This is a genomic window from Salinivibrio proteolyticus, assembly GCF_027286365.1.
In the GTDB taxonomy this organism is placed as follows: domain Bacteria; phylum Pseudomonadota; class Gammaproteobacteria; order Enterobacterales; family Vibrionaceae; genus Salinivibrio; species Salinivibrio proteolyticus.
On sequence record NZ_CP114585.1, the window covers coordinates 661,754 to 680,643 of the forward strand.

Below are 18,890 nucleotides of genomic sequence, written 5' to 3' on the forward strand. Positions count from 1 at the left end.
CCTTTTTTCTATTTAGTTCCCGCTGCGCGGTAATAGTCCATTGCCCATTGAACAGTGATGCGTTTATCTGCTTGACGAGGATAAAATTGGCTGTGTTCCTCAAACCATTGATAGATATCTTTCGCCAAAGATGAAACCAAAACACTGTGATCAAGCTGATGCAGGATCCTTCTTAAACGGCGCAGAAATTCATCCGGTGTCTTGGTATCTTGCAGTTGTGCAAAGCGCAGCTCACTCACTCTCGATTTATCACTTTGTGCTTTACTCCCCGCCGCCGTTGCCAGATTGTGTGCGCTATCATGCTTCACATGTACTAGCGCACCAGCAATAGCTGCCCAGCATTCCATGTCACTTGATGTGGCATGCTCCGTTATAGGAGCAGGCAAGCTTTGCCATAAGGCACGAAACCCCGGGGTCAGCATAACGGCGTCAAGATCTCGACAACGTTTTAGCTGTGCTTTTTGTGCGTTTGGGGCTGGCGTGATACCTTTTTTGTATAATTCATTCGGTGATAAGTACATACTTTGCCACCAGCGTAAAACACTATGTTGTAGTGTACTATCCATTAGGCGATCTCCTTATCAATCGCAATATCGTGTTCACGAATAAATGCTTTTATATCTTTACTGTTAAATAGCCACCAGCTTAGAGTCTGTCTCGCTTTAATCCGTCTCGCCATATTCCTCACATTACCCAGCTCAGTCATGGCATAACCATCAAATAAGTCGAAACATACAGCGCGTAATGTGTTGAGCCATTTTTTTGCTTGTTCCGGGGTTAAGCTCTCGTCTTCTTGCTCTATATTTTCAATCAACTGCGACACGGCAGTAAAAAAACCAGACTCCGTCTTCTGCCAGAACGCGAGAGCGATAAAAGATGTATCGCCTTTCGCATCCTTTGGACGATCAAACCACGCATGTTTAATTTGGTCGCGTAGCTGCTTAAGACTTTTTACCGATAAATCTTGCAGTGTGTTAACTTCTAGTACTATTTCATTTTTCTTATTTAAATCCAAATAAAAAATGGGAAAAGTGGAAGAGTACCAGCCATCGACACGAGCACTATTATTTATATCATAGCCAAACATCCATAATCTTGGGATATGTGGATCAACACCATCTTGACTATTTAAACGTAATGAGTAGAACCTATCAACTACTTGTGCGCACTTCAGACCATAAGAATCGTGATTAAGAAATAATGACGTCCAGTTTTTATGGTAAAATTCGTTGCAATGCCCGCCAAATGGTAAATATTTATTCTCACCACTTTCCTTCTTAACTCGATAAGGCGTTAGAGGATGAATCCAATTTCCCTTATAACTATTCCCATACCCTTTAAATTTACACGATGATACTGAGTATGATTTTTCTCCCGAGATATCACAGCATGCAACTCTATTTTCACAAGATAGTCTTATTCGATATGGCATTGCCCAATACATGTGTAAGGGGTGAAGGTTGGATGGGTATATTTCAGAACCTGGCTTATCACTTACTTTCGTTTTTCCTAACCAAGGAAAAACAGAAGCATCGCTAAAACATGGTTCATTATATTTAAAGTCTTTCCGATTAATAATATTAAGCCAGAGCTTATGCCAAAGAGTAGACTTGGTATTAGTAGGCATAATCAAGGTTGTTAGAGGACCAACTCCCCTTAATCCGGCACGCCCATTTTTACACCCACGATTTGGAACGGTATTAATTTGAAAAGTAAACAAAGCCAACGCTGCCATTTCGAGAGACAACACTTGGCCAATACCCCGCTTGATAAAATGATCGGTATTGTTCTTTATGCCGTTTGCGCCAGGCGCTTCTATCAATAGCCCTGAGACCGTGGTCGATGGCGCATCCTCGAGGGAGTCAAAATCCTGCATAAATAAGGGACCTTCTCCAACCACATTAAAGGCGTGACTGACCTGATTAAACGCCTCTTCCAAAACAGCATCGGCCGGTGGCGTTTTAAAGTAATGGTGCCATTGTGACAAATCTTTTGGCGCAAACGCGGTTTGTAATAAGCCAATAGCAAACTGATACGCTGCGCCATAAAAATCTGCTCTTGGTAGTGAAAAATCTACGACGTCGGGATCACATATCGCAGTGATCGGCCGTTTCTTAATGTCGCCATTACGATGGATATACTCCAACCATGGGTCTTGAATTAAATTCATGTCGCCTCCTGTGGCCGCTCGTAAAATCCTTTTTCCTCGCTATAAGCAAAACGAGAATCGTTTTCGGGCAACCAGATTTTCATATATTTCACATGAGGGTGTTGCTCGATCAGCTTTGTCAATGCAGGCTCAAGCCGCTCGGGCAAAGGCGCAAGTTGTTCGGCGTACTTTCCTTTTGACAGCTTGACCGTGCTAAGCGCCACTGAAAATCGATTGTCTTTTGCTATTGGCACTAGCTCACCTTCTTGTTCGTTAACCAGCAACACGTCCACGGTTTCTATGTCGTTATAGCGGGTACTAATATCTGTTTCATCATCAAACCAATAGTCTGCACTGCGATCACAATAACCATATTTCCAATCAATACATTGCGACTGTGCTTTCGCGCCAATACTGTATGTTTTCCCCAAATACTCTTCTTCCATAGGTTGAAGCGCGGTTGGAATTTGTGCTAGTGCTTCATCACTGTAAACGGCTTCAACCAATTCACGTGCATGCGTTGGCATGCAGATTTCGCCTAATTGGCGTAGTTTTCTAAGCCCCAACCAAAGTCGCCCAGGTGAGCGATAAACAAATTGCGTGGGTTGAAAGTGACGACTTAGCCAGTCGGCTTTCGGCTTGTCTTCCCAAGAGGGGGCATGAATATAGAGAACGGGAGGGTCGCGTTCGTCGTCACCTTGCGCAATATAGGCACCTTGTTTGTTTCTTTTATGACGGTGCAAACGTCCCGCGCGTTGGATCAAGTCATCAATCGGACAAATATCGGATATCATTACATCAGCGTCAGCATCTAAGCTCTCTTGAAAAACTTGAGTCGCAACTAATACACGACCTTGACGCTCTGATTGCGAACTGCTTTTACCAAAATTGTCGAGAACGGTTTTCTCAATATTTTTTCGATCGGCTAAGATAAATCGGCTATGAAATAAATGGCACCTTTCCGGATGATCAAGCCGACTCAGTAACGTTTCATACGCTTCACGTGCATCATCCACGGTATTTCTTATCCAAACCACGCATTGCCCTTTAGCAACCGCCGTCAACACAGTTGCTAAACAGTCATCAAACTGAGTGAGCATATCTACTGCAACCGCACGTTTTTGTTTAGCTTGCCGAGCAATAGCGGTTTCTTTCAGCGCTGGGGCTTTATCAATCGCTACTTGGGTAGCTAAAGGGAAGTGATCCTGACTCGGCATCACAGGGGCTAAACCAGCGGCTTGCTGCCACACTTGGCATAAGCGTTGCCGTTGTTGCTGAGACAAAGTGGCCGTTAGCAATATAACCGAGCCACCCTGATGCAAATGCAGTGATAATAAGCTTTCCAGTAAGGCGAGCATATATTCATCCGCTGCGTGGATTTCGTCAAAAATTAGGACTTTTCGGTTCAATCCCAGCAAGCGCAAAGATTGATGTCGTCGAGGTAATACAGCGAGCAACGCTTGATCAATGGTGCCCACACCGACAGGTGCCAACAACGCTTTTTTGCGCGAATCCGCAAGCCAAGCATTACATTGTGCCGTCACGGTTGCATCACGCTGGTGATAGTTGCTATCTACCGTGCCTGTGGTATGCACCATTTCTCGAAATCGGTCATTCATATCTCGGGCACCGTGTGCCAGCGTAATACTGACTTGTTCTCCCTCACCAAGTTTCACCATTTGCGTATAGTGATCGGCGACTCGATCAAACATGGCATTAGATGTCGCCATGGTCGGCAAGCCAAAATAAAACCCGTCGGCGGCACCAGCAGCCATTAATCGATGTGTGAGTGTGAGCGCGGCTTCAGTCTTCCCTGCCCCTGTCATATCCTCCAAAATAAAAAGCTGAGGTTGGTCGTTAATTTCTACCGACGCCGCCCAAACCTGCAAAGGTGTTGGGGAAAAGGGAAAGATATCGGAAAAGGCACTAAAAGGTATAACTGTCGGTGTGCGAGATAAGTCGGTATAGTCCAGTGCTTGCTCGGCACATGCCAACGCGTAATGCCAATACTGTTCAAGCGGCTGAGGCTGAGATACGTAAGGAAAAAAGTGAGTATCTGAGCCAATCCAATCCGCTAGCACAGCCAGTCCTGCTAGTTGCCAGCTCACTTGTTCAAGTCTCGCTTGCCAATCAGAAGAAGACAGTATCTCCATGTTGATTTGCGGCTGAAACAACTCACTGATATCAGCAATAAATGCTGTTACCGCATCATGATTGCGCGCTTCCGTGAATGATCTCATCCGCCTCGGCATTTGCCGATTGACTGGCTGACCGTGATGTCCCAAAACACATTGCGCCAGTACGTCAACTGTTTCATAGATGGCTATTTCACCATCCATTGAAGTGACCGACTGACCACAAATCGCTTGAGCTATCTCAGTCTTATTCTGCTGCCAGAAATAATACCCTAGCCTGTCATGTCGGTATTCTCGCCCGTCATATTCTTTTTTACTTCGAGGTTTGAGTAAGTCAGCGGAAACACTGAGGTTCAACTCCTGAAATGCAGACGCATACTTACCCAGGTCATGAAGTGATATAATGAAACACCATAGGGTTCGTAGCTGTTCTGGAGATAGTTCGAGAAATTCTGCGATGGCTTTCGTGAGCGGCCGCTCTTTATGAAGGAGGTGATAGCTAACGGCCGCTACGTCCAAACAATGATAGGCTAGCTGGTGATATGAATCCCCGCTGCCTATGTCAGCACTAGCCTTTCCCCAATAGGAAAAATAAGGCTTTTCGTTATCCACAACCCATACCCAAATCCTATGCTTTCTGGCACGCTAACATAGGCATGCCCAGCCAGCAATTTAGCCATATGAGTTATGTGAGTTAGGAACGAATCGAAGCTACCGCAGTAACGGCTAATGAAAAATGAAGATGACACATCGAATACTTATTCATCATTCTCAATAGGTAATCTGTGCCATCTATATGAGTAACAATCATTTAGCCGCGATAATAACGCTGCGGTACAAAGGGCATTTTCTCGACGGTCATGGGCAGCTTTTTACCACGTACTTCGGCAAACACCTCCGTGCCCACCGCGGTAAATTCCGGTGACACATACGCCATCGCAACCGGCATGCCTTTAGTGGGACCAAAGGTACCACTGGTCACGATACCAATTTCGTTATCGTTGGCATCGAACAACTTGCTGCCTTCACGCACAGGCGCTTTGCTTTGGCCCAAGAGACCAATTCGCTTACGGCTGACCGCTTTACTGGCAATCTGCTCGAGAATTTTCGCCTCACCGGGGAAGCCACCGGCGCGCTCACCCTCCGCACGACGCACCTTACTGATCGCCCAAATAAGGCTCGCCTCGATTGGCGTGGTGGTGGTATCCAAATCATGACCATACAGGCACAAACCACATTCCAAACGCAGTGAATCACGTGCACCTAGACCAATCCATTCCACGTCGTCATTGGCAAGCAGCGCTTTGGCGAGCGATTCTGCATGCTCCGCCGGCACCGAAATTTCAAACCCATCTTCACCGGTGTAACCGGAACGACTCACCACGCAGTAAATGCCATTAATCTCAACAGGTTGAATGTCCATGAACACCATGTCATTAACCTTCGGGTTGAATGTCGCCAGCACTTGCGCCGCTTTCGGGCCTTGAAGTGCCAGTAAGGCGCGATCGTCAAGCACCTCGACGGTCACATCCCCTTTCAAGTTATCGCGCAGGTGCTGAATGTCCTGTGCTTTGCAGGCGGCGTTAACGACCAGAAAGAGATGATCACCTAGGTTGGCAATCATGAGGTCATCCAAAATACCGCCTTGTGCATTGGTAAACACGCCATAACGTTGTTTGCCTGCCGGTAAATCAATGACATCAACAGGCACTAAGGCTTCTAGCGCGTTGGCTGCATCCTTTCCTTCGAGACGAACCTGCCCCATATGCGATACATCAAACAGACCTGCGTGTTCGCGGCAATGGAGATGTTCTTTGCGAACACCGAGCGCATATTGGACGGGCATATCATAGCCAGCAAAAGGGACCATCTTTGCGCCCATCTCAATGTGCAATGCGTGTAGTGGGGTCGTTAGTAACTCTGCCATTGTTCACTCCATGTTCTGCCTAAATGGCGATAAAAAGTAATGCTAGTCGACGGTGCGCGTCGCCAGTTTTCGTGACATTGCGTTAGGATGCAGTCACCCACAAGATGAGTGCGTCATCCTCGCTGACCGATGCCAACATATGTCCCATCGTGGCATCGTAATAAACACTGTCTCCCTCATTGAGGGTGATCGCTTCATAAAACTCAGAGTAAAAGCGAATGCTGCCTTCCAACACCAGCAAAAACTCTTCACCATCGTGACGGATCCAGTCACTGTAATCTTCAAAAGCGCGGGCACGGACACGCGACTTAAATGGCATCATTTTCTTGTTGCTCAGTTGCGTTGCCAGTAGTTCGTGTTCATAGGTACCGGTTGGATGCGCCTTACCCTGACCGGCTCGTGTGATATCACGGCGCCCTGTTGCTTGCCGTTTTTTGGGTGGCGCAAACAACTGAGGCACGTCAATGTCTAGGCCGTGAGCGAGTTTTTGCATCGCTTGGAAAGTCGGGGAGATTTGCTCATTCTCTATCTTTGATAAGGTCGAGCGCGCTAATCCCGTGCGTTGACTTGCTTCTTCGAGCGTCAGCCCTAACCCCACTCGAATCGCTTTTAATCGTGGGCCCAACCGCAACGGCGCAATGGGGGCGTGCGGTTCATCCTCCCTTTGTGCTTTTTCTACCTGCATTGAGGGATACACATCCTGTGTTAAGTGGTCTGTTGACACCGTTGATCGGCCTCCGCGCTAACATGGTTAACTCTACTAATTTGGCATTCTGACATATCCCACCGTCGAGCGGCATCGGCATAGTTAACACTTTTAACAAAAAAGTTTCCTATTGGAAATATCGTCCTGTTGGACAAGGTGCAACCGCCTCGTTCCCCTCAAATTCGTGAATCAATGGATCGCCGCCAATACGCTTAAAAGGAAAAGTCCATAAATGACAAGCAGTCATGGCGTTGCGATGCAAAAAACGATGATGAGAAACCCGACGCTGTTTGCAATTTACCTCAGCATAGGATAAAAAGGCAAACGTTTGCGTCGCAAAGTTGATCGTATAGCCAGAGGTCGTTATGTCATCGCGATCACAACATAGGTTTCCTATTGGAAATTTATTTTGCGGAAAAGTTACGGCTTAGGTACGTTAACAAAATGTTTAAATCATCACCAGCGCGTGCCGGTTGTTATCACTCTCGCCGCTTGCAGCGAGCTGTTTCAGGTAGCGTTCTGTGGCAAGGATATAAACTGTAGGTAGCACTGCTGATGAGTGAGCAATGCAAGGTGTCTACAAAGACATCTACCAACAACAATACGTACCTTACCTGTGTAGGAGACATGCCATGAGTCACAGCATGTTTGACCTGTTTAAAGTCGGTGTCGGTCCCTCCAGCTCGCACACCGTTGGGCCAATGTTGGCCTGCGCACGCTTTTCACAATTCGCGATCCAAGCACTCTCGCTCGATGCGATTCATCGCGTGAGCGTCGATTTATACGGCTCCTTGGCGTTAACCGGAAAGGGCCACGCCACGGACGTCGCGTGTGTGATGGGGCTAATGGGCGAAATGCCCGCCACCATCGAATCAGACGACATAGAAACCATGACCAAAATGGTTAAAAACGGCGGCGAACTGCCCTTTGCTGGTAGTCATTATGTCCCGTTTAGTTGGGATGCGGATTTGGTGTTTCACTACGATCAGGTGTTACCCGCCCATCCCAATGGCATGACCGTCAGTGTTTATGACAAAAAAGACAAATGCTTGGCACGAAAAACCTATTTTTCGGTCGGCGGTGGATTTGTGGTGGAAGAAGGTGAAACGGATGCGCTGGCCTCCGACTTTGCGCCCCCCTATCCGTTCAAAAGTGCGGCAGAGTTACTTGAGCAATGCGACAAAACGGGCATGACAATCAGTGAGCTGATGTTTACCAATGAAATTGCCCAAGCCCAGTATACCGACCCCAGTGCGACGCGGGATACCGTCAATCAAGGGCTCGATCATATTTGGCAAGTGATGCGCGAGTGCATCGACCGCGGTATTCAACAAGGCGGCGTCTTACCCGGCGGTTTAAACATTAAGCGACGCGCTAAAGGGATGTACGACGCCATTCATGACAAACAAGCGCATGGATTACCGACAGACAGCAATGATTGGGTCAATCTGTTTGCCATGGCAGTCAACGAAGAAAATGCCGCCGGTGGCCGAGTGGTTACCGCGCCGACCAATGGCGCAGCAGGTGTGATCCCAGCGGTGTTGGCATATTACGACAAGTTTGTCTCGCCCAACAATCCAGAAGGTATTCGTACCTTTTTAGCGACTTCTGCCGCGATTGGTTCCTTGTATAAAACCAATGCGTCGATCTCGGCGGCCGAGGTGGGTTGCCAAGGGGAAATCGGAGTCGCCTGTTCCATGGCAGCAGCGGGGCTCGCTGCAGCGATGGGAGGCACCAATGCGCAGATTGAAAACGCTGCAGAGATCGGCATGGAGCACAACCTAGGGCTCACTTGCGATCCCATTAATGGCTTGGTGCAGGTGCCCTGCATCGAACGCAACACTATGGGCGCAGTGAAGGCGATTAACGCAACCCGCCTCGCATTGGGCGGTGATGGTGAACACCATGTGTCACTCGATAGCGTGATAAAAACCATGCACGAAACAGGGCTCGACATGATGAGCAAGTACAAGGAAACCTCGCAAGGCGGCCTTGCTACCAATGTGATCCCAATTAATGTGGTGGCCTGCTAAGCCACGGCCAGTCAACAAGGATGAAGCAATGAAACCCAGCTACCCAAATGTAGAATTGGAGCAGTTTTTCTCCACCAACTTGTCTGAATCAGACGGTGCCGTGATGGCCGCGATTAACGCGGAACATAAACGCCAGCAGCAACAAATCGAATTGATTGCGTCAGAAAACATCGTTTCGCAAGCCGTGATGCAAGCGCAAGGCACCTGCTTAACCAATAAATACGCCGAAGGTTATCCGGGCCGCCGCTACTATGGCGGCTGCGAGCACGTTGACGAAGTCGAAGCCATCGCTCAAGCCCGTGCCAAACAACTGTTTAACTGCGAGTATGTCAATGTGCAGCCGCATTCGGGCGCACAAGCCAACGGCGCGGTAATGCTGGCGCTACTGCAACCCGGTGACACCATTTTAGGTATGTCGCTCGATGCTGGCGGCCACCTCACTCATGGCGCGCGCCCTGCACTATCGGGTAAATGGTTTAACGCCGTGCAGTATGGCGTGAGTCAAAACAACTTAGAAATTGATTACGATGAAGTCGCGGTGCTGGCTCGAGAGCATCAACCCAAAATGATTATCGCCGGCGGTAGTGCGATCCCACGTCAGATTGATTTTGCCCGTTTCCGCGCGATTGCCGATGAAGTGGGCGCCTACCTGATGGTTGATATGGCGCATATCGCCGGCTTGGTTGCCACTGGCGCCCATCCCTCGCCATTGCCGCATGCGCATATGGTCACTACCACTACCCATAAAACCCTGCGTGGCCCACGTGGTGGCATGATCCTCACCAATCACGAAGATATCAACAAAAAGATCAACTCAGCGGTGTTCCCCGGCCTACAAGGCGGTCCGCTGATGCACGTGATTGCGGCCAAAGCCGTTGCATTGGGTGAGGCATTAGAGCCTGAGTTTAAACTGTATATTGATCAAGTGGTTGCTAACGCCAAAGCGCTCGCGGAAGTGCTCCAAGCCCGTGGCTGCGACATTGTTACCGGCGGCACCGATACCCACTTGATGCTGGTTGATTTGCGCCCGAAAGGCTTAAAGGGCAATCAAACTGAGGAAGCACTTGAACGTGCTGGGATCACCTGTAATAAAAACGGCATCCCCTTTGACACCGAAAAGCCCATGATCACCTCCGGCATTCGCCTCGGCACACCAGCCGGCACTAGCCGCGGTTTCGGTACCGATGAATTTCGTCAAATCGGCGAGTGGATAGGCGATGTGTTGGATGCCCTCGTCGAGGCGCCAGAAGGCAACGCCGACATCGAGGCACGCGTGCGTAAAGACGTGCAACAACTTTGCGCACGTTTCCCCGTATATCGCCAATAAATTGAATTTAAGAGCTGGCGTCACCAACGCCACCTCATTTTACATTGTAAATCGCTCATTGTTTGAGCAGCTCGTATTTAAAGCAGGAGAGTAACAAATGGACGCGACACTGAAGTTTTCGAAAAGCCATGAGTGGGTTAAAGACAATGGCGATGGCACTGTCACTATGGGGATCACTGATCATGCCCAAGAACTGCTTGGTGATGTCGTGTTTGTCGATCTACCCGAGGTTGGCGACAGTACTGAACAAGGTGAGAGCTTCTCTTTGGTGGAATCAGTGAAAGCCGCGTCTGACATCTATGCCCCCGTGGATGGTGAAGTCGTCGCTATCAATGAAGATTTGGAAGATAGTCCAGAGCTGGTCAACGAAGCACCCTTTGAAGGTGGCTGGATTGCCAAAATTAAGCTGGCTGACGATACCAATTTGGATCACTTGATGGATGCAGACGCGTACGCGGCAACGATTGAAGACTAATTCAGGACGAATACCATGACGCAAACTCGTTTACTCGATAGCCTAGTGGCCGATAATGATTTTATCGCGCGCCACAATGGTCCCGATACCAATCAGCAAAATGCGATGCTGGCGGCGATTAATGCCACCAGCCTTGAGCACTTAATTGAAGAAACTGTCCCTGCTGACATTCGCTTGCCAAAACCGCTAAACCTGAGTGCGCCCAAAAGCGAAACCCAGATGCTGGCCGAACTTAGCAACATTGCCGCGCAAAACACCATTAAGCGCAGCCTGATCGGCCAAGGCTACTACCACACGCATACTCCACCGCCTATTTTACGCAATGTGTTGGAAAACCCGGGCTGGTACACGGCTTATACCCCCTATCAGCCCGAGATCTCGCAAGGCCGATTAGAATCATTGCTGAACTTCCAGCAAATGGTGATGGACTTAACGGGGATGGATTTGGCCAACGCATCGCTGCTCGACGAAGCCACCGCAGCCGCCGAAGCCATGACCCTGTGTAAGCGTGGCGGCAAGCACAAAGGCAACGCTTTTTTTGTTGCCAGCGATGTGCATCCACAAACCTTGGATGTGATTAAGACGCGCGCCAACTTCCTCGGCTATGACATCATTGTTGATCACGCGGACCAGCTGAATCAGCACGACGTATTTGGCGCCCTGCTCCAGTATCCTGGCACCACCGGTGAAGTACGCGATCTCAGCACGCTGATTGCAGACGCACAAAGTAAGAAGACACTGGTTGCGGTCGCTACCGATCTACTTTCACTCACCTTGCTCAAAGCACCGGGTGAAATGGGCGCGGATGTGGTGATTGGCTCAGCACAACGCTTTGGTGTACCTATGGGTTACGGTGGCCCACACGCCGCCTTTATGGCCACGCGTGACAAGCTCAAGCGCACCATGCCAGGCCGTGTGATTGGCGTATCGGTCGATAGCAAAGGCAACCAAGCCCTGCGCATGGCGATGCAAACGCGCGAGCAACATATTCGCCGTGAAAAAGCGACCTCCAATATTTGTACCGCTCAAGCCTTGCTGGCTAACATGGCTGCTTTTTACGCGGTGTATCACGGTCCAGAAGGCTTAAAGAAAATTGCTCGCCGCGTGCATCACCTCGCCGCGCTGTTCGCCAAATCGGTACAAGCAGCCGGGTTGAGCCTCGCGCACGATAGCTTCTTTGATACCGTGACGTTTAACACGGGCGAGCAAACCGATGCCTTGTACCAACAAGCGCAAGATGCTGGTTTTAACTTGCGTAAACTGGGTGGCCAGCTCGGCGTGAGTTTTGATGAAGCGAGCACACTAGCAGAAGTCAATCAATTGCTTACCGCACTCACTGGTCAAGGCAATGCAGAAGCCGTGGCGAGCGACATTGAAGCTGATGAATTGGCCGCGATCCCTACCGTATGCCGCCGCAGCAGTGCGTACCTGACACATCCCGTCTTTAACCGCTATCACAGTGAAACCAAGCTGATGCGGTATATGAAGGCGTTGGAAAACAAAGACTTCTCTCTCACCCACGGCATGATCCCGCTGGGCAGCTGTACCATGAAGCTGAACGCCGCGGCCGAAATGATCCCCGTCACCTGGCCAGAGTTTGGCGCCCTGCACCCGTTTGTGCCATTGGAGCAAGCCAAAGGCTATCAAACTCTGGGTAAATCACTGCGTGACATGCTGTGTGAAATCACCGGGTACGACGAGATCTCCATGCAGCCGAACTCAGGCGCGCAAGGGGAGTATGCGGGATTAATCGCGATTCAGCGCTACCATGAAAGCCGTGGTGACAGTCACCGCAACGTGTGCTTGATCCCAAGCTCCGCCCACGGTACCAACCCTGCCTCCGCAGCCATGGTCTCAATGAAAGTGGTTGTCGTTGGCTGTGATGACGATGGCAACATCGACATTGATGATCTGAAAGCCAAGATCGATAAACACCGAGATGCGCTCTCGTGCATTATGATCACCTACCCATCGACACATGGTGTATACGAAGAAACCGTGCAGCAAGTGTGCGAGCTGGTGCACGAGGCAGGCGGCCAAGTTTACTTGGATGGCGCCAACATGAATGCGCAAGTGGGGCTGACAACGCCGGGCTACATTGGCTCAGACGTCTCGCACCTCAACCTGCACAAAACCTTCTGTATTCCCCACGGTGGCGGCGGCCCAGGTATGGGACCGATTGGCGTGAAATCGCACCTTGCGCCTTTCCTTCCCGGTCATGTGGAGCAAGGCGACGAATTTGCCGTCTCGGCTGCACCTATGGGTAGCGCCTCGATTCTTCCTATTTCATGGGCGTACATCGCCATGATGGGTGAACAAGGCCTGACGCGCGCGACCGAGTTGGCGATTCTCAGTGCCAACTATGTGATGGAACGTTTGCGTCCCTACTACCCCGTACTTTATCGCGGCAAAAACGGACGTATTGCGCACGAATGTATTATCGACATTCGTCCGCTCAAAGAGGCATCCGGGATCAGCGAAGAAGACATCGCCAAACGCTTGATGGATTATGGCTTCCATGCACCGACCATGTCGTTCCCTGTCGCGGGTACGCTGATGGTTGAGCCGACCGAAAGTGAAAGCCAAGAGGAATTGGATCGCTTCTGTGATGCCATGATTGCCATCCGCGAGGAAATTGCCAAGGTACAAGATGGTGAATGGACGCTGGAAGACAACCCATTGGTCAATGCGCCTCACACCCAAGCGGATCTGATGGCTGACGAGTGGTCCCACGCTTATTCACGTGAGTTGGCTTGCTTCCCATCTGCCCATAACAAGGCAAGCAAATACTGGCCATCGGTCAACCGTGTCGATAACGTCTACGGTGACCGCAACCTGATTTGCTCTTGCCCTAGTATTGAAAGCTATATGGATGAGTAATCACTAGTCACAGATAACCAAGTTAGAAACTAACTTGATAAACGAAAGGCGAGCCGCTCGGTTCGCCTAACTTATGTATGTCATGTGCATATGAAAAAATGTTTCATTCACTTACAAGATACATTAGTAATATTTGGTTTTTATAGCTTAGCTGCTTTGATGAAGTATCTATCTACTCGGCTGAAAGACTCGATTAAAGGCTGAGCTTTTTTAATTGCAAGACTAATATCATCCACAGATGTCTCATCTACATCTATCAACTTTTCCCGAAGAAGTTTGAGTGTTTGATGGGGAACACCCATTTCATGAATAGCTGCATAGCCCGCCGTAAGCTTCTGATTTTCCATGTCACTGATTATGTAACTATAATCAAAGGTTAAGTTTGTATTTTCTTTCTCATTCAAGAAATACAAAATATCCGAAAATAAGGTAGTGTTCAAAAGTCTGTGTCACTCCTATAGTTAACCCTCAACAGGGAGTGATACATCAATGTCCGACAAATACGAAATTGATATTCAAGCTTTTGCTAAGGCACTGCAATCTGGACAGGGCCTCAACGGGAAAGATGGACTGCTAACGCCGTTGATTAAACAGATCACCGAAGCTGCTTTGGCTGCTGAGATGGATGAGCACCTGACCAAAGAGGGTCAGCCTAACCGCAAAAACGGTGTCTCTCAGAAAACCATCAAAACCGCTTCTGGCTCGTTCGAACTAGACACGCCCCGTGATCGCAACGGCTCTTTCGAGCCGCAGACCGTTAAGAAGTATCAGACTCGGTTAACCGATGAGATGGAGCGTAATATCATCTCATTATTTGCACTTGGGAATAGCTACAAAAGCATTCGTGAGTACCTTCTTGAGATGTATGGGACTGAAGTGTCCAATGGCACGATAAACGCCATTACAGACCGTTTGGTGCCTGAGCTACGCGCCTGGCAAGAACGCGAATTAGAGGCGGTTTACCCCTTCGTCTGGTTAGATGCTATCCATTACAAAATCAAAGAAAATGGCCGCTTTGTCTCTAAAGCCCTGTACACAATCTTAGGGCTGAATATCGAGGGTAAAAAGGAATTACTTGGCCTTTATCTCTCAGAAAGTGAAGGTGCCCGTTACTGGTTAAATGTACTGACAGACCTACAAAACCGTGGCGTCAAAGACATCCTTATTGCCTCGGTCGATGGATTAAAGGGCTTCCCTGAAGCCATCGAAACCGTCTATCCCAAGACGGAGGTTCAACTTTGCATCATCCATCAGATCCGCAACAGCGTGAAGTACGTGGCCAGCAAAAATCAGAAAGCCTTTATGTCCGATCTGAAGTGTGTTTACCGCGCGACGACCCAAAACGCCGCAGAGCAAGCGTTAGATGAACTGGAAAGTAAATGGGGTGCTCAATATCCACTGGTCATAAAGTCGTGGCGCAGCAAATGGGAAAATCTATCGGTGTACTTCAAGTACCCAGAACAGGTCCGCAAAGCGATTTACACGACCAATGCCGTTGAGGCTGTTCATCGCCAATTCCGCAAACTGACGAAGACCAAGGGTGGCTTTGCCAACGAGAACGCATTGCTCAAGTTACTGTATGCAGGTATGTTGAAGGCGTCAGAGAAGTGGACGCATCCGGTGCAGAATTGGAACCTGACATTGTCCCAACTGAGCATCCACTTCGAAGGGCGGCTCGACGACTACGTAGATCTTTAAACGTTGGGTGACACAGAACTATGAACACCCTCGAAAATAATGACAAAAAGTTCGGAAAGCTAAATCCATAGACATTTGAGATTATTTTTAGCTCATCATCAATCACATCTGACATTTGCTCATCAAATTCATTTTGAGGGCAATCATCTTCTAGGAGTTGTTTGTGTTTCCATTCCATCTGTTGCTTGAGGTAATTCTCAACGGAGTCAGCCGCTAAAAATGCACGAAACTTCCCACAAATGCTTGTTACAGGATCTTTTCCGTCTTTTGGCGTTACGTAAAAGCCGTTCCTTGTCAGTACTTTTTTCCTAGCTGCAATAAACTGTTCCATAATAAAGTACAAAGCATCTGTGGTTGGTAGCTTAAAAAAATTCAATTGCTTATACAGTTCAAAATCATAGAGCTGAACATTCTCTAAAGCCCTTAACAAGCACTCTATCTTCTCTACCTCAAATGAAGGATTGTTGCGGATTATCTCTGTAGGAATATCGGTTTCTTGACTGAAACGTTCCCATGCTTCTAAACCTCCAGAAGATAAGTGATCACGATCTATTGAACCCAATAAGTTCAACGGACATGCACTGTCCTCGTCTCCTATCGGAATAACCAACTCGTCAGAGGCGTCATCGTCTGGTTGAGATTGCAAGCAATAAACTCTACCTACGAAGTGCTTATACATCCTCCCAGCTCTGCCTTTGATGTTGTTATGCGTAAATTTATCTATGCTCTCAAGTCCGTTATAGTTTTCGTATATAACAACATTCTTAGCTCGAGTGTTTACCCCTTCTATAATTGTTGAAGTACAGATTAAGACATTGTGCCTTCTTGACCGATTAAAGATATCAACAGAGAAATGCTGCAACGCTCGTGGCAATACACCATGATGTAATACAACTCCATGCTTCAGGGCTTTACAATAGTTCCATCTAGAGTCATAAGTTTTCGACAACCAATCGATAAACTCACCCTCGAACTGCTCTTCAAATTCTCCGTCAGCCATCAATAACTGAGCTAGTTTATTGGCGGATTTTGGAGAACGGCAGTAGACTATCGTCTTTTCTTCCTCGCACTCTTTTAAAATCTGTAGCAGTACTTTTTTCTTCATTTCAGCATCGCTTGCAGAAATATCATAATCCTTAACATCAACTGATACAGTCCGAAAGTCGCTACAAATAAAAGTAAAGTCTCCTACTAAACGTGATAAACCTTTAACGTTCGTTATATTAGGACCAATAAAGAACCACTGCTTAGACTTCTTAAGTAGCTGAGACAAAGAAATATTTAGAGATATGGCTCGTTCGTCATACTTCAAAAAGCCTTCACTATTGTACTTAAAACCCAACTTATAGAATTCGTCAATAATGAAAAGGTCCACGTTCTCGATATCACCTCTTTGGTTGGCTCTCTCCTGAGTCAGAACGAAAATTGTGGGTACGGTATCATCATAGTGTTGACTGTTATGGTGAATTATCCGATATAGGCCATCCAATGAGGTTGCTAACTTTTTTCTTGTCTCATCAATGAGCGCAATAGTAGGGACTATTAGAACAACCGTATGATATCTATCTTTACTGAGCATATTTGCTAATATTTCACTTTTACCCATACTAGTAGGAGCACTCAGCACAACGTTTTTACCATCACACAACTGATTGAAAACCCGTGTCTGAGTAGCATGAAAAACAATATCATTCCCTGCTACAGGTTTGTTTGCCTCGATCGTTACAATGTCTTCAAGATCATGCTCATCAAATTCACTCTGAAGGTAAGGAAACAATCCTGCTTTCTTAACTAGATGCTTAAGGATTGAGTCGTAGCGGTGATATTTTTCCCTCTCATCTAATGCTCTTATAACCATATCACGGCCACTTGCAGCACTTATTGGATTAGATAGAAGCTCTGAAGCATTTTTTAGGTAAACAATTGGGTTGATACTATCTTTAACGTCAATACTCATGAAAATATCTTGCCTTTCAATTTACTTAATATCGTATCGTTACATGGGGTCGGGAAAACATAGAACCCTAGACGAATTTGATTGAAAAAAGGATTCTTAGAAATCATTGAGTCATACATATATTTTATTTTGTCTTTTATTTCTTGGGTTAAAACATCCTTACCAGTTTTATAGTCATACGAGGGTAACCTGTAAGAAATAAAAACAACAAACTTGAATCGTTCAAGATGAGAAGAAAAACTATTTGAAACATCTAGGATCGTATCAATATTATGCTTAAAAAGATATTTATCATCTTTACCTTCCAAAATTATTTGTCGGTCTTTGTCCATATCGATAAATACTAGTTCATTCATCTTCTCACACAATCGTTCGATGACCTCAAAAATGTCATCGCTATTCTCTATAAATTCAGTTACGCCTATCCAGAGTTCATGGTTGTTATCATTTCCACGCACTATGTGTACAGAGTCGAACTTCAGGCATTTAGCACTATTTGCAGCAAACATAACCATGGGTATTGGCTGTGCGGCATGCTGCTTTCTTATAATGCTATTCAAGATTGTTCTAGACGTAACTATTTTTAAATCGAACTGCGCAATCCTAGAGCGAAGATCCTCCGACTGGCTTATTGCTTGAGAATTAGCCGTAAGTTCCGACGGTCTAAGAAATACTTCGTCAACCCAATAGACTAGCATGTCTACCACATGGTCATACCTATATGCATTAAAATTGAATCCTTGTACGAATCCTCGCTTTCTTCGATTCTCTACACGCTCATCAAACAACGGAGTAACTATATCTGGCAAGTCGACGTCAGGATAAGCTTTGGGTAATAAAGCATTCTTCAAAGCAAAGTCGCGTAACAAGTCTATAGCCTCGTTTCGAGATAGAGTCTTATCTTGGACTGAATACGTTTTCTTACACAATTGACTCTTTCCATAAATTCTATTGCATAAGATTTCACCGAGTTGTCTAACTGATTCATTTGTAAGTACGCAGTTTAATAACTCTTCACTTGCAGCTCGTAAATTGTGCTCAACTTGGAGGACAACTAGCTCTGTAGAACAGAAAACTCGCCATAGCGTGTTATCTACCCAATAGTCAGCTCTATTACCATTCTTAGAGATAAAGTTTTTCCCTAATGCTGAGTTGATAGACTTAACTAGTTGATCCCGACCAGTTTTAGCAGCTCTGTTCTCTAAAGGTATCTCTAAAAAGCTTAAAGGCCCTTTTACTACACGATCAGTGACCATCATAAACTTGCTTACTAAGTTAGTATCTTTGTCTAGCTCCAAGCTCTTGTGTAATACAGATGAGTAACGTTTTGGCTTGTTGTCTTGAGTGAAGTTGCGACACGCTTTTAACTCTGTCAAATTCCAGCCGTTATCTACAGTACCTGTTTTTACCTGTACGTGCGTCACGATGTTCTTTGGGTGAAAAAGATCTATGTCATCTCCAATTTCACACCCAACTCCACTGATTCGATTATCAAGGAGCATCTCCGAAGCAAACAAAGTTGCTACGTAGTCTTGAAAGAAAAAACCTTTCTTAGCCCCGACTCCACCACCATTATTCTCATCCATCTGATACATAGAGGCAT

General features: G+C 47.1%; 12 protein-coding genes and 1 pseudogene. 5 read left to right on the plus strand and 8 right to left on the minus strand.

What is annotated here, in order from left to right; genetic code table 11:
• Window positions 1-8: 8 nt before the first annotated feature.
• The 5 genes from casB to N7E60_RS17005 form a co-directional block, all read right to left on the minus strand.
• Window positions 9-566 (minus strand): type I-E CRISPR-associated protein Cse2/CasB, encoded by a 558-nt coding sequence (gene casB, locus N7E60_RS16985; RefSeq protein ID WP_069361014.1) that lies wholly within the window; start codon window positions 564-566, stop codon window positions 9-11.
• Window positions 566-2,170 (minus strand): type I-E CRISPR-associated protein Cse1/CasA, encoded by a 1,605-nt coding sequence (casA, locus tag N7E60_RS16990; protein WP_269598759.1) that lies wholly within the window; start codon window positions 2,168-2,170, stop codon window positions 566-568. The genes casB and casA overlap by 1 nt, the downstream gene beginning before the upstream one ends.
• The gene (gene cas3 / locus N7E60_RS16995) at window positions 2,167-4,896 is read right to left on the minus strand and encodes a CRISPR-associated helicase Cas3' (protein ID WP_269598760.1); all 2,730 of its coding nucleotides are present in this window, start codon (window positions 4,894-4,896) and stop codon (window positions 2,167-2,169) included. Before cas3 ends, casA begins: the two co-directional genes overlap by 4 nt.
• Window positions 4,897-5,095: 199 nt before the next feature.
• Complete coding sequence (gene gcvT / locus N7E60_RS17000) at window positions 5,096-6,211, minus strand: glycine cleavage system aminomethyltransferase GcvT (protein ID WP_269598761.1); 1,116 nt, start codon at window positions 6,209-6,211, stop codon at window positions 5,096-5,098.
• A gap of 82 nt (window positions 6,212-6,293) precedes the next feature.
• Window positions 6,294-6,896, minus strand: a complete 603-nt coding sequence (locus N7E60_RS17005) for a helix-turn-helix domain-containing protein (RefSeq protein ID WP_077454961.1) — start codon at window positions 6,894-6,896, stop codon at window positions 6,294-6,296.
• 653 nt (window positions 6,897-7,549) lie between these two features.
• On the opposite strand from N7E60_RS17005, the gene N7E60_RS17010 reads away from it, so the two are divergent.
• The 4 genes from N7E60_RS17010 to gcvP all read left to right on the plus strand — a co-directional run bounded on the left by N7E60_RS17010 (window position 7,550) and on the right by gcvP (window position 13,632).
• On the plus strand, window positions 7,550-8,950 hold the full coding sequence (locus N7E60_RS17010) for an L-serine ammonia-lyase (protein WP_269598762.1): 1,401 nt from the start codon (window positions 7,550-7,552) through the stop codon (window positions 8,948-8,950).
• A gap of 28 nt (window positions 8,951-8,978) precedes the next feature.
• Entirely contained in the window at window positions 8,979-10,277 is a 1,299-nt protein-coding gene (locus N7E60_RS17015; RefSeq protein ID WP_269598763.1) for a serine hydroxymethyltransferase, read from the plus strand.
• A gap of 97 nt (window positions 10,278-10,374) precedes the next feature.
• Window positions 10,375-10,752, plus strand: a complete 378-nt coding sequence (gene gcvH / locus N7E60_RS17020; protein WP_077454958.1) for a glycine cleavage system protein GcvH — start codon at window positions 10,375-10,377, stop codon at window positions 10,750-10,752.
• Window positions 10,753-10,767: 15 nt separating this feature from the next.
• Complete coding sequence (gcvP, locus tag N7E60_RS17025; protein WP_269598764.1) at window positions 10,768-13,632, plus strand: aminomethyl-transferring glycine dehydrogenase; 2,865 nt, start codon at window positions 10,768-10,770, stop codon at window positions 13,630-13,632.
• 140 nt (window positions 13,633-13,772) lie between these two features.
• Here gcvP and N7E60_RS17030 read toward each other — a convergent pair whose 3' ends face one another.
• Window positions 13,773-14,072, minus strand: coding sequence for a hypothetical protein (locus N7E60_RS17030; protein ID WP_269598765.1), 300 nt, complete (start codon window positions 14,070-14,072; stop codon window positions 13,773-13,775).
• Between the two features lie 49 nt (window positions 14,073-14,121).
• Here N7E60_RS17030 and N7E60_RS17035 point away from each other — a divergent pair, with 49 nt between their 5' ends.
• Entirely contained in the window at window positions 14,122-15,330 is a 1,209-nt protein-coding gene (locus N7E60_RS17035; protein WP_077605338.1) for an IS256 family transposase, read from the plus strand.
• A gap of 736 nt (window positions 15,331-16,066) precedes the next feature.
• Here N7E60_RS17035 and N7E60_RS17040 read toward each other — a convergent pair.
• Both N7E60_RS17040 and N7E60_RS17045 read right to left on the minus strand, forming a co-directional pair.
• A pseudogene (locus tag N7E60_RS17040) lies at window positions 16,067-17,287 on the minus strand (DEAD/DEAH box helicase); the annotation flags it as partial.
• The gene (locus N7E60_RS17045; protein WP_269598766.1) at window positions 17,284-18,882 is read right to left on the minus strand and encodes a dsDNA nuclease domain-containing protein; all 1,599 of its coding nucleotides are present in this window, start codon (window positions 18,880-18,882) and stop codon (window positions 17,284-17,286) included. The pseudogene N7E60_RS17040 and the gene N7E60_RS17045, both read right to left, overlap by 4 nt.
• Window positions 18,883-18,890 lie beyond the last annotated feature (8 nt).

Excerpts from the sequence above, each read along its gene's own strand:
- casB (WP_069361014.1), bottom strand. The coding sequence starts at position 566 with ATGGATAGTACACTACAACATAGTGTTTTACGCTGGTGGCAAAGTATG.
- gcvT (WP_269598761.1), bottom strand. The coding sequence starts at position 6,211 with ATGGCAGAGTTACTAACGACCCCACTACACGCATTGCACATTGAGATG.
- N7E60_RS17015 (WP_269598763.1), top strand. The coding sequence starts at position 8,979 with ATGAAACCCAGCTACCCAAATGTAGAATTGGAGCAGTTTTTCTCCACC.
- N7E60_RS17005 (WP_077454961.1), bottom strand. The coding sequence starts at position 6,896 with ATGCAGGTAGAAAAAGCACAAAGGGAGGATGAACCGCACGCCCCCATT.
- gcvH (WP_077454958.1), top strand. The coding sequence starts at position 10,375 with ATGGACGCGACACTGAAGTTTTCGAAAAGCCATGAGTGGGTTAAAGAC.
- casA (WP_269598759.1), bottom strand. The coding sequence starts at position 2,170 with ATGAATTTAATTCAAGACCCATGGTTGGAGTATATCCATCGTAATGGC.
- N7E60_RS17045 (WP_269598766.1), bottom strand. The coding sequence starts at position 18,882 with ATGTATCAGATGGATGAGAATAATGGTGGTGGAGTCGGGGCTAAGAAA.
- gcvP (WP_269598764.1), top strand. The coding sequence starts at position 10,768 with ATGACGCAAACTCGTTTACTCGATAGCCTAGTGGCCGATAATGATTTT.
- N7E60_RS17035 (WP_077605338.1), top strand. The coding sequence starts at position 14,122 with ATGTCCGACAAATACGAAATTGATATTCAAGCTTTTGCTAAGGCACTG.
- N7E60_RS17010 (WP_269598762.1), top strand. The coding sequence starts at position 7,550 with ATGAGTCACAGCATGTTTGACCTGTTTAAAGTCGGTGTCGGTCCCTCC.